The sequence below is a fragment of the Neisseria sp. P0001.S005 genome, from assembly GCF_051963715.1.
This window is the reverse complement of sequence record NZ_JBQCTZ010000024.1, coordinates 21,110-33,205: the sequence shown is the minus strand read 5'-3', so window position 1 is coordinate 33,205 and position 12,096 is coordinate 21,110. Positions and strand designations below refer to the sequence as shown.

General features: G+C 45.8%; 11 protein-coding genes and 1 tRNA gene. 2 read left to right on the top strand and 10 right to left on the bottom strand.

What is annotated here, in order from left to right; genetic code table 11:
• On the bottom strand, positions 1-854 hold an 854-nt coding region (locus ACTHSP_RS05400; protein WP_440345762.1), incomplete at its 3' end, for an inorganic phosphate transporter.
• 153 nt (positions 855-1,007) lie between these two features.
• Between ACTHSP_RS05400 and ACTHSP_RS05395 the strand changes: the two genes are divergently transcribed.
• Positions 1,008-2,111 (top strand): anhydro-N-acetylmuramic acid kinase, encoded by a 1,104-nt coding sequence (locus tag ACTHSP_RS05395; RefSeq protein WP_314513551.1) that lies wholly within the window; start codon positions 1,008-1,010, stop codon positions 2,109-2,111.
• A gap of 64 nt (positions 2,112-2,175) precedes the next feature.
• Here ACTHSP_RS05395 and ACTHSP_RS05390 read toward each other — a convergent pair whose 3' ends face one another.
• From ACTHSP_RS05390 to rlmD, 9 genes are all read right to left on the bottom strand, one after another.
• Positions 2,176-3,735 carry a TerC family protein gene (locus ACTHSP_RS05390; protein WP_314513946.1) on the bottom strand — a complete coding sequence of 520 codons (1,560 nt, stop codon included), beginning with the start codon at positions 3,733-3,735 and terminating at the stop codon, positions 2,176-2,178.
• 260 nt (positions 3,736-3,995) lie between these two features.
• A complete protein-coding gene (locus ACTHSP_RS05385) occupies positions 3,996-4,787 on the bottom strand; it encodes a fimb protein (RefSeq protein WP_314513944.1) in 792 nt (263 codons plus the stop codon).
• A gap of 204 nt (positions 4,788-4,991) precedes the next feature.
• Positions 4,992-5,067: transfer RNA gene (locus ACTHSP_RS05380), tRNA-Asn, on the bottom strand.
• Between the two features lie 98 nt (positions 5,068-5,165).
• Positions 5,166-5,525 carry a roadblock/LC7 domain-containing protein gene (locus ACTHSP_RS05375; RefSeq protein ID WP_003679682.1) on the bottom strand — a complete coding sequence of 120 codons (360 nt, stop codon included), beginning with the start codon at positions 5,523-5,525 and terminating at the stop codon, positions 5,166-5,168.
• Positions 5,526-5,564: 39 nt separating this feature from the next.
• Entirely contained in the window at positions 5,565-6,206 is a 642-nt protein-coding gene (locus tag ACTHSP_RS05370; protein ID WP_314511019.1) for a peptidase M23, read from the bottom strand.
• Position 6,207: 1 nt separating this feature from the next.
• A complete protein-coding gene (locus ACTHSP_RS05365) occupies positions 6,208-6,744 on the bottom strand; it encodes a GTP-binding protein (RefSeq protein ID WP_003748733.1) in 537 nt (178 codons plus the stop codon).
• A 10-nt stretch (positions 6,745-6,754) separates the two neighbouring features.
• The gene (locus ACTHSP_RS05360; RefSeq protein WP_314511021.1) at positions 6,755-7,858 is read right to left on the bottom strand and encodes a response regulator; all 1,104 of its coding nucleotides are present in this window, start codon (positions 7,856-7,858) and stop codon (positions 6,755-6,757) included.
• A gap of 23 nt (positions 7,859-7,881) precedes the next feature.
• Complete coding sequence (locus tag ACTHSP_RS05355; RefSeq protein ID WP_314511023.1) at positions 7,882-9,357, bottom strand: 23S rRNA methyltransferase; 1,476 nt, start codon at positions 9,355-9,357, stop codon at positions 7,882-7,884.
• Positions 9,358-9,481: 124 nt separating this feature from the next.
• The gene (gene rlmD / locus ACTHSP_RS05350; RefSeq protein WP_440345761.1) at positions 9,482-10,807 is read right to left on the bottom strand and encodes a 23S rRNA (uracil(1939)-C(5))-methyltransferase RlmD; all 1,326 of its coding nucleotides are present in this window, start codon (positions 10,805-10,807) and stop codon (positions 9,482-9,484) included.
• 139 nt (positions 10,808-10,946) lie between these two features.
• On the opposite strand from rlmD, the gene ACTHSP_RS05345 reads away from it, so the two are divergent.
• Positions 10,947-12,008, top strand: coding sequence for a L,D-transpeptidase (locus ACTHSP_RS05345; protein WP_440345760.1), 1,062 nt, complete (start codon positions 10,947-10,949; stop codon positions 12,006-12,008).
• Positions 12,009-12,096: the final 88 nt, after the last annotated feature.

Sequence of the window (12,096 nt, the reverse complement as noted above, 5' to 3'; positions counted from 1 at the left end):
TTACGGCTGTCAAAGCGGTGCAGACCGCGATAATACTCAGACTGCAATTCTTCAGGATCAAAGTCCGGCTCATCATAAATTTGGGCATCGTGCGCCATTTTGGTGGCGTATTCGACTTTTTCAGATTCACTCAAGGCTTCAAAAAACAGGCGGTGTTCTTCTTTATAGGCTTTCTTCTCCAACTTGATGCCTTTGAGCGTATTATCGGCCCAAGAGTTGTAGTCCAAAACGTTTTTCTTAATTCGTGAAAACAATAGATAGGAAACGATGCCGCCCAATACCGGAGACAAAATCCAAGACAAGGCAATTTCGCCCAACTTGTCCCATTGAATCAGCGCAACGGAATCCACACCGTTCAATGCCGCCATACACAGGGCACTACCGACGATACCGCCGATAATGGCATGTGTCGTGGAAACCGGCAGACCTTTGTGTGATGCGAAAAGCAGCCACAATGCCGCAGCCAAAAGCGCAGACATCATAATAAAGACAAACTGCATCGGATCCAGATGCATGCCATTCAAATCGACAATACCCTTACGGATGGTATCTGTTACCTCGCCACCGGCAATCACTGCGCCGCTGACTTCAAATACTGCCGCAATCAGCAAAGCTTGCGGAATGGTCAATGTGCCGGAGCCGACACTTGTACCGAAAGAGTTGGCAATATCGTTGCCACCCACATTAAACGCCATGAAGACGCCGAAAAAGGTAGCAAGGATAAACAGGCTGGAGTGGTTGTAGTGGGTATAACCCAAACCCCAATAAATAAAATAGCCGACCATGCTCACAAGCATAGCGGCAAAAACCGTATTAATCAGCTTCAAGTTCGCACTCGACTGAGTTTGAGCCATGGAAAGTTTCCTTTTGGAAAACATGTTGAGTCGCGTTATTTTAACCTTTTTGTAATCTTTCTTGCACCAACTATTTACATTAAATGCCGAAATTCCCGTAAAAACGTCAAAAGGCGTTAAAATGTCGTTTTACCTTCTCTTTCTGTAACCGAAATGCAACCCCAATACTATATCGGCATCATGTCAGGAACCAGCATGGACGGTGCCGATGCCGTACTGATTCAAATGCAGGGCAAGCAATGGCAACGAGCCGTTGCCCACAGCTTTCTACCCTATTCAGACGGCCTGCGCCAAGAATTGTTGGCACTGCAAGACATAGGCGAAAATGAATTGCACAGAAGCAATATCCTGGCGCAAACACTCAGCCGCCTATACACCCAAACCATCCAGCAACTATTGGCAGAACAAAACCTGTCGGCCAAAGACATTGCCGCAATCGGCTGCCACGGACAAACCATCCGCCATGCGCCTGAACACGGTTACAGCATTCAACTGGTCAACCTCTCCCTGTTAGCCGAACTGACCGGCATTTTCACGGTCGGCGACTTCCGCAGCCGCGACCTTGCCTGCAACGGTCAAGGTGCGCCCCTCGTCCCCGCTTTTCACGAAGCGTTGTTTCAAGATGCGAATGAAACCCGCGCCGTACTCAACATTGGCGGCATTTCCAATATCAGCATCCTCCCGCACGACAGCCCTTCTTTCGGCTTCGATACCGGCCCCGGCAATATGTTGATGGATGCATGGATGCAACATATCTGGCAGCAGCCTTACGACAAAAACGGGGAAAAAGCCGCACAAGGCAAAATCCTCCCCGACCTGCTCGCTAATCTGCTCGACCATCCTTACTTCAGCCGCCCTTATCCCAAAAGTACAGGCCGAGAGTTGTTTTCCCTAAGCTGGCTCCAAGGCCGTCTGAAAGGTAATGAAAAGCCGGAAGATGTGATACGCTCATTGGTCTTTTATACTGCACAAACCATTTTTGACGCGACCAAACAAGCTGCTCCGGCGATTCATAATCTTTACATCTGCGGCGGCGGCATCCGCAATCCGGTGTTAATGCAAGACTTGGAAACCCTGTTTTCTCCCGACACCAAATTGCACAGCACAGCCAAGCTCCATCTTGACCCGCAATGGGTCGAAGCCGCCGCTTTTGCCTGGCTTGCAGCCTGTTGGTGCAATCAAGTTCCGAGCAATCCCTACCATGCAACCGGCGCACATTCACACCGAATTTTAGGCTCGGGACATTACGGTAACTAAAGTTGAATCAATAAAAAGGCCGTCTGAATATTTTCAGACGGCCTTTACTAATATTAGCCTTTACTTATTCTTCTTCCGGCAAACGATTGATTTTCACACGGGCAATCCGTTGTCCGTCCTTCTCAACCACTTCAAAACGCCAGCCATGATAATCGATGAAGTCGCCCACATCAGGAATACTTTGCAATTCTTCCATGATCAATCCGGCAACGGTATGGAAGTCAGCGTCTTCCTCTTGAACAGGCAGATTTAATTGAGAAGCCAATTCGACATACTCCAATGCACCATCCACAGACAGCGTTTCATCCTGACTGGCCGGAGCAGCTTCTTCTTCCTCACGCTCGAATTCCTCGGGGAATTCACCGGCAATGGTTTCCAACAAATCTTTCATGGTCACCATACCCAACACTGCGCCAAACTCGTCCACCACCAAGGCATAATCCGCGCTGCTTTGACGGAACAATTCAATCGCATTCAACGCCGTCGTACTGTCCGGCAAAATCAACGGCTGGCGCAAGGCCGTCTGAATATTGATTTCTCCTGATTCAAGCAGCTGGTTCAGCAAATCTTTTTTACTGATATAGCCCAAAGGCTCATCTACACCTGCCTTACCGACAACCAACAAACGGCTATACGGCGTATTTTTCAACTGCGCATTTTGTTCTTCCCGACTTTGGGAAATATCCAATTTCTCGATTTCCCTACGCGGAATCATCACGCCCATAATCGGACGCTCCGCCAAAGTCAGCACGCTGCGAATCATGGATTTTTCGTTTTCTTCAAAATGCTCATCATCGCCGCCATTATCGCCTGCTTTTGCCAAAATGCTTTCGCGGATACCCATCATACCCAACACATTTTCAGCGGTGCGCTTACGCCAAGAAGTGCTGATATAGTCATTTTTGCGGGTATTCTTTTGCGAAACCTGATTAAACAGTTCGATCAAAATCGAGAAGCCGATCGCAGCATACAAATAGCCTTTCGGAATATGGAAATGGAAGGCTTCCGCAATCAGGCTGAAACCAATCATCAACAAGAAACCCAAACACAACATCACAACGGTCGGATGCTTGTCCACAAATGCAGTCAACAGTTTGCTGGCAGAAATCATCACCGTCATCGCCACAACAACCGCACCCATTGCCACCACAATATGATCCACCATCGCCACTGCCGTAATAACAGAATCGATAGAGAAAACCGCATCCAAAATCAAAATTTGCGCCACAACACCCCAAAAAGAAGAATGCTTCTTCTGTCCTTCAGCAACCGCAAATTGATTGTGGCCTTCAAGGCGTTCGTGCAGCTCGGTAGTCGCTTTATAAAGCAGGAAAATACCGCCGGCAAACATAATCATGTCTTTACCGGAAATCTCCAGGCCGCCCAGCTCAAACAAAGGACGCGTCAGCGTCATGATGTGCGCCATAAAGCCCAGCATGAAAATCCGAATAACAACGGCTAAACCCAAGCCCGTTATCCGCGCCCTATCCCGTTGCGACGGTTTGACCTTGTTTGCCAAAATCGCTACGAAAACAAGGTTATCAATACCTAAAACAACTTCCAAAACCAGAAGCGTGGCAAAGCCTATCCAAGTATGCGGCTCGGCCAACCAACTGAAATCCATAATGATTGCGTTCCTTTAAAATACAAAAAGGCAGCCGTTCCGCTTAAAACGGACAGACTGCCAAATTTCGGGCATAGATAAAGGGAAAGAAGCGGTATAACAACTACTCTGCTCTGCGTCTTTCATGAAAAATTTATGCCTCGGTCAAAAATAATGGCAAACAGTTTATCAGTTTGGCGAAAGAAAGGCAAAATCTGACAGCATATTTTCTTTTAAAAACAGCCTATACCATCACTTACCAGCTTTCAGACGGCCTTTTCTTACTTGATAAAACCATCAATCGGCGCATAACCCAAAAAATCTGCCTGCTCATTCAATATCACAACCCATTCTTTACTTCGCGCACTGGTAAACGGCAAGAAATACAACACTTTCCCATCGCTTTCCAGAGAAGCCTGTTTAAAAATTGACTCTTCACTTATACCACGGGCTTTTGCCAAGACAGACAACGGTTTCATTGCCTTACAAATTTTCTCACGTTCCTGCTGCGAATCTGGTAACCACCAAGAAGGCCTCATACTCGGTTCAACACCTTTCAAAGACAAATCAAGACTTTGGTTAACCTCATCAGGACCCGTTGCTTCACGCAACCCAACACGGCGTACGCCAAACCAAGATAAATTCTGCAAATCCTTCGGAGCATGGCTCAAATCATTGACATCTACTTCCGCAGCAGTGACCACATTCATCCTATCTGCTTCAAATGCGACAACCACCGGCCGCGCCAAAGAGACGCTATGCAAACCATAAATCAAGGCAGCCAACTGGATCATGCCGATTAAGGAAAAATCAACAATCCTCTCTTTAAGTTTTTTGCTCGGACTGGCAAGAATCAAAGTCAGCAACGGGCCGCAAACAATGTCTACTGAAATAACCAGTTTATATAAAGCCAATCCGCCTGTTAGCTCGGCATACGGATAAGGATACCAAACTCCGAATACCAACAAAGCGGCCAATCCTGCCAAAATCAGACTAATCAACAAATGCCATGCCGCATTTTTTAATGCAAACCGAAGGCGTGATGAAGAATGTAATGTATGTGCGCTTTCCATAGATAACAATAAGATATTATTTTTTCTATAAATATTATGTACAGCCTAAAAAATAAATGAGATATTTAAATATATTGGCAGGCCGTCTGAAAATTGGAGTATTAAGTACAACCATCTCACCAAGCATTTCAATATCTGGAAAAGAATAACAAATGAATAATAGATAAAATAAAAACCACCATACAAGATGGTGGTTTTCAAATCTGGCTCCCCGACCTGGGCTCGAACCAGGGACCTGCGGATTAACAGTCCGTCGCTCTACCGACTGAGCTATCGGGGAATTAAAGGTGAAATTATATAGAAAATATCAGAAGCCTGTCAAGCAACAATCTATATAAAAACAAAAATATTTTTATATCTTTTTAATTTATAAAACTTTTATAAGATTTCAGCAATTTGTTTGGCCGCACGTTTCGCATCCAACAAAATCAAACCCAATTTACCGCTTTCTTTTGCCATCAATGCCAACACTGCATTTTCACCTGCCTGACTCAGCAAAATATAGCCATTTTTACCTTTAACCATTACCTGATCCAACTCACCACAAGCCAACTCATGTACGGAACGATTACCCAATGCCAAAAGCGTTGCCGACATCGCACCTACACGGTCTGCATTCAAATGCGAAGGCAGCATGGTTGCGATTGGCAGGCCGTCTGTAGAAATAACTGCAGAAGCAGTGATATCCGCAGAGGTATTGTTCAAATCGCTTAATACAGAGATTAATAGTTGTTGCATAGTCGCTCCATTCTAAAATAAATATCGGTCAGGCAAAAATCAACGGCTACCGTATCGGTGGTACAGCACTTTAACCAAAGTAACAAAAGCCTCTTTATTTAAGTCAGGCATTCCACCAATTACCAAAATCAGCTTGGTCATGCCAATATACAGAGGGAAAAAGGTCAATTCACTTTGGCCTGAAGGATCACAAATACCCCATGCGCTATTATTGATATACAGGTTATTGCGAATCAAAAGACGGTGATTGTCTTCCATTTTGGCCACTTCGCTCGCCAAAAGGCCCAACTCTTCCGCAGCCTCGTGATGGAAATTGGCATTGGCAAAATACAAACCGTTTTCATCAGCCAGCAAAGCTTTGCCAGAATTAGACAACTGTTCCAACAATGTAGGCAATTGCTCGTCAGTCAAATGGATATCGTCTGTGCTGATTTCCTCATCACCGTACAAAAATTCCAAGCGTTGGAGGCGGTACAGCAGGTTCAAAGCGGTATTGATGTCGCTGGTATCCGCCCACGCCAAGATTTTTTCGCTGCTGATGGTCTCAGACGGCTCTGCACGCAACAGACCATACAATAAAGTTCTGCTGGCACTGGGCGTATCACTTGAAACAGCATAATACGCACCCGCCGGTGTAATCTTAGGATATAAATTTGCTTGTAAAGAGAGTGTCGCTTCCATCTTATACCTCTAATCCGGGGTCAATTGAGAACAACATGGCAGTAACCAATTGTTTTACATCGTCTTCTCGACGCGCATCAATCTCAAAAACCGGTACATTAAAATTATTCTGTGCTAAATACTTTTGATAAACATCCACGCTTGGTAAGGATCGGATATCCATCTTCGTTACCCCTACAACCAGAGGCGCTTTTTTCAGCAACTCTCGGAATGCATCCAAGAAAAATTGCAAGTCTTTCAATGGGTTACTTCTTGTATTATCTAAAAGAAGTACCAAGCCCATGCTGCCTTGGCTCAGAATTTCCCACATGAAATTAAAACGCTCCTGACCAGGCGTACCATAAAGGTGAACCTTGGTTTCCTCATCCAAATGAATGACACCGTAGTCCATCGCCACAGTCGTGTACCCCTTGCGGACAAGTGTCATATCGGATGCGGATGCATCGGTTTGAACCGGCGGCTCATCAGATAAAGCTGAAATTGCAGTGGTTTTACCTACGCCGACAGGACCGGTAAAGATAATTTTATTTTCTTTCATGACGTGTCCTTTACGATTTACCCAGCAACTTACGCATCAGGCGTTGCAACAGGCCGCGAGGTTGTTCTTTAGACGGACCGGCAACTTTTTGAGCCTCTTTGCTCATTGCTGTTTCAGGTACGTCTTTGCTATTCACATCAATCTGTTCGTTCAACGAAGGCGTATTGTTCGCATCTGTTGCAAACTCTGTATCTGTCGCCAAAAAGCCTGTTATATATGTTGCCGATAAATAATTCAAAATATCAGGCATCTCTAATGGCATGACTTTATAAAGAACATTCAAATTAACGGATGTCTTCGTCAGAAATGCCGACAGACGCATAGATTCCGGAACATGCGCCAAACGGGTTAAGTTTGGCCACCGCTTGAGTGTAAAGACAGTTTGCGGCGTCATCGGATAAATCAGACGGCCTGATGCAGTCCAAATAGCCATTTGCCACAAGCATGACATAATGGTGACTTTGGCTTTTTCTTTCCATTGAGGATTATCAGGAACAGCCTTACACACGACAGCCAAGTTATCGTTCTTACACAATTTCTCCAACTCATTGGCACTAACTGTCAACAGTACTCGCTGGATACTAGGAAACACGATTAATATCGGCTTACCTTCATGCAAGACAGCAATATCTTGGTGTCCTTGACTGGCAAATTTCAGCGCGCCTAACAAGCCTTTATTTGGATTAAATCGGCGAATGGTGGCTTTTCTTGCGCCATCGGAATTTGATTGTCCTTTATTCTCTTCAGCCGCTTGTTGTTCAGACGGCTCAAAAACATTCCCGCCCTGAGCCAGGCTGCGCAAAACAGGAAACAAGGTATCGAATTTAACCGGCTTGGCCAAATAAGGAGTCGTTACAGTTGGCAACTCGGAAGAAAACATCGCCACAGGCACTTCCGGATAAGTTTTCTTCGACTCTTTCCAAGCTTCTACACCTGCCGAAGTATCGGTATCAACCAATACCAAATCCGGTTTTTCATCAGAATCAGGAGAAACGATGACGTAATTCGTCGTATTGTGCATTTTAAATGCCATACGGAATACCGCCTGCTGTTGCTCACCCATCTCCTGTAACATAACCCGTATGGTTTTAATTTTTGGTAAATGATTATTCATCACTCGTACTTTCTACGATTATCTTATTTTTTTGAATATTGGTTCATTCGTTGCAAGAGACGGCTCATTGCCAAGACAACCTCTTCAGGCAGGCTGACAACACGCTCGCGCAACAAGCGCAGAAATTGTTCCAAACGTCCCCAATCTTCAACGCGTTCGTACAAATCAAACAAGATAATGTACAACTGCGATTCTTGAGGATACTGCAAAACAGCCTGTTCCAAGGTACCGATGGCCAAATCCAACTGACCGTAGGCCAACAAAGATTCCACTTCTTTCAGAGCTTCATCGGCAGGTGAAGAGCTGGCGCTGATAACCGAAGAGTCTTTTTGAACCAACTCACGATATTTGGCTTTCATTTGCAAAGAACTTGGCTGAATATAACCGCGTTTCAAGCCAATCTCTTTAATTTGCTGTTCAGACGGCCCTTTTTCCAAATCATCAAAAATTTCGTGATAACCAAGGCTATAACCCCAACCAAGCATACGTTCTTTTACTTGACGGCCATATTGGCCCAAAGAGTGGTAAAGCTTCCACAGATGCTTGGCAAACTGCCCTACTTCTTCATTCTGATAATCCAGACGCAAGGCATCGATAATGAGACCAGCAGGTTTCGCAGAAGTTTGGATTGCTTTGTTGTATTGATGCAAAGCAGTCTCGTAACTAATCTTGTCTTTCAGGATTTTTGCACTACGCTCCGGCTTGGCAAAACCAATCACCGCGCCCATCTCTTCAGGGCTGATTTCGCCAAAGTCTTTCTTGCCTAATACGATAGGCGCGCGTTTGCCCATACCTGGCACGACAATGCGTTCGGCCGAATCGTTCTCAAAGGCAATATGCTCGTCAGAAGCAACTTCCAAACCGCTTTGTTCGCCAATTTGACGATCCACTTCCTGCATATTCCAACCGAGATGATGTTCGGCAAAAACGCGCAAGCGCAGGTTGGTTGAATCCAAAGCTAAACCGGCTTTCAAGTATTCGGCTACGCTGTCTTCAGAAAGGGAAGCACTATGGCGCTCAAGCGTATCTGCCAGCATATCGATATTGCCGACGCGCAGATTCAAACCGATTAATTCATGAACCAGCTTTTCTGGAGCGCCGTCTTCCAAAGTATTGAGATAACCGGCCAAAGACTCTGCAGCCTTACTCTCATAGCCGAACTGTTTATAAACCTGATATTCAGTCAACGGATCGACTTCTTGTGCGGAAACAGAAGCTGTTGCATCGTTTGAGCCGCTTCCGCCCCATTCCCAGTCTTGATTATCCGCATTGGAAACTGTCTGGTTGACTTTCTCAATCCAGTCGTTTCCATCCTCAGAGGAGGCTGTATGGGCGGCAGATTTATGGCCGCCTTTTGATGCATGTGCGCTTTGTTTGTCTGAATTGTTACTTTGTTTATGACGAACAAAAAACAACACCAGCAAAAAAAGCACCAGCAAAAAAATAGTTAAAAGTTGATAGTTCAAGAACACCTCCCGGTCTTGTGCTGCAAACTGCATTTATTAACATCTGTTGCTTTACACGCAACTTCAACGTTATTAATTCCCCAAACGAATGATGATAACATGAATGCACTCATTTTTACATTAAAAACCCTACTCACATAAAGGACTTGATACCAATTTACAACTCGAACACACCGATGGATTCAACATGCGAGGTTTGTGCAAACATATTCATGATTCCTGCTGCCTTAAACTTATAGCCCTTATCAACCAAGACACCGGCATCTCGTGCAAATGTTGATGGATTACACGAAACATACACTATCTTCTGAGGCAAAAACGGCTTGTGTAGTGATTTGACAACAGCATACGCCCCGTTTCTCGGAGGATCCAACAACATCTTGTCAAATTGTCCCCACGACTCAACAGTCTTTTCATCGGTATCGAATAAGTCTGCAACAGAAAACGTCATATTCTCGGCACAACGATTCAGGCGTGCATTTTCCCTTGCCCTATCGACCAAATAATCGGCGCCTTCAATACCGACAACCAATGCGCCACTTTTTGCCAACGGCAAACTGAAATTGCCCAAACCACAAAACAGATCGGCAATCCGCTCCCCTTTTTGAGGATTTAAAAGCCTGACAGCCCTTGCCACCATCACTTCGTTCAGCTGCGCATTAATCTGCGTAAAATCACCGGGTTTGTAAGGCATTTCCACATCAAATTGAGCAAAAGTATAGTTCAGGGCAGGCGCGTTCTCAGGGTAAAACGGCAAGGACTCGGCATGATCCTGCAGCCATATTTGCCATGCCTTTTCAGCACCCGACAATATCTTATCAAACCAATTACGCAATTCGCTTAATATTTGTCCAAACGGTTGATTTACGAAACGAATGTTGAGCACCGTCACATTTTTTCCGCAATAAAACTCAACAAATTTCACTTTTACACCATCATCATGCAGCTTTTGCAGCAAATTGCGGACATCAGGCAATCTATCGGACACATGTTTAGGCAAAATCTGGCAATGGCGGATATTGATAACATCATGGCTTTTTTTGGCCTGAAAACCGAGTTTCAGACGGCCTTGCTTATCCACCGAAACACTTAAACGTGCCCTATCGCGATAATACCAGGAGTAACCATATAAGGGAGGTAAAATTATTTCAGGCTTGACCTTACCTATCCGTTCCAACTGCTCTTCCAAAATCCGTTGCTTTAACGCAACTTGCGCTCCGAAAGAAACATGTTGAAGCGAACAGCCGCCACATGTATCAAAATAACAACACCCTGGCTCGACACGTTCGGAAGAAGCCTTCAAAACCTTTTCAACTTGAGCCTCAGCAAACTGTTTTTTCTCTTTATGTATGACAAACGTTACACGCTCCCCAGGCAGCGCACCGCCGATAAATACGGTCTTCCCATCGACTCTGGCAACACCCCTGCCCTCATAATCCAAAGAAAAAACTTCCGTCTCTTGATACTGTTCTTTCACACCCATACCGTTTCCGTCACTCAGCCGCTACTCGACCGTTTGACTGTCTTCCAATACCGAAAGCGCATATTTTCTCACAAAAACACAGAGTTTCAGGTATCATGCGCCAAAAACTTTCATTTCAAACCCTACAAAAAAAGACGACATGAAAAAAATACTGTTCGGCCTGACCGCCGCCCTTTTAACTTCAGCCGCTGCTGCAAACACGCTTATTCCAGACGTCTCCCCCGCCTCTTCCGGACAACACGTCGTTATCAATATTACGCAACAGCGTTTGTTCCTCTACGACAACGGCAAACTGAGCAAAATTTATCCTGTTGCCGTCGGCAAAGCCATGACCCAAACCAATCTAGGCGAACATAAAATCGGCGCAAAAGCCTACAACCCGGTCTGGCACATCCCTAAATCCATCCAAAAAGAACGCAATGACGGCGTAAAAAGCGTACCAGCCGGCCCAAACAATCCGCTGGGCCCGGTATTTGTCCGTCTTGGCGACCCTAAATTGAGCCTTGGCATTCACGGCACCAATGCCCCTGCTAGCGTACCCGGCGTCCGCAGCCATGGTTGCGTGCGCATGAAATCGCCTGACGCATTGGAATTCGCCAAAACCATCGCAACAGGTGCTCCTGCCTCCGTTATCTACCAAATGGCAAGCCTGAACGAAGATGCCAACCAAAACTTGTGGCTGGCTGCCTATCGTGACCCGTACGACAAGAAAAACCTTGATACGTCTGCCCTGAAAAAAAGCATTGCCGCCTGGGCAAAAGCGCACGGCAAAACCATTCCTGCCGCGCGTGTGGATGCAATCCTGAAAGGACGCACCGGCGCGGCAAACTGTCTGACTTGCGCCAAAGGCGTGAAACTCAAATCGCCTCTGAAATCTTTGGCATGGACCAGCGGCACGGATGCTTACAGCAAACCTAAAGTCATGCCGAAACCGGCTCCTGCTAAAGATGTAGTATTACCTCAAGGCACTGAAATCGAAGTCGATGCTACCGACGATGCAAACAAGGCAGCATCTGAACCGAAACAAAGCGTTCGTCCGACTCCGGTGAAACCGGCAAAACCTGCTGCCAAACCGGCAACCACTCCGGCCGATGCTCCTGCTTCTGCACCTAAAGCCGCTTCCGAACCGGCTACTGCCCCAGCCTCTGCGCCTGTAAAAGAGGCTCCGGCAAGCAGCGAACCGGCAGATTTGCTGTTCTAAGCAGAACAAAATACATAGCCAAAGGCCGTCTGAAATGAATTTTTCAGACGGCCTTTTCGTACAACTGGATATTAGAAATATATGCCCC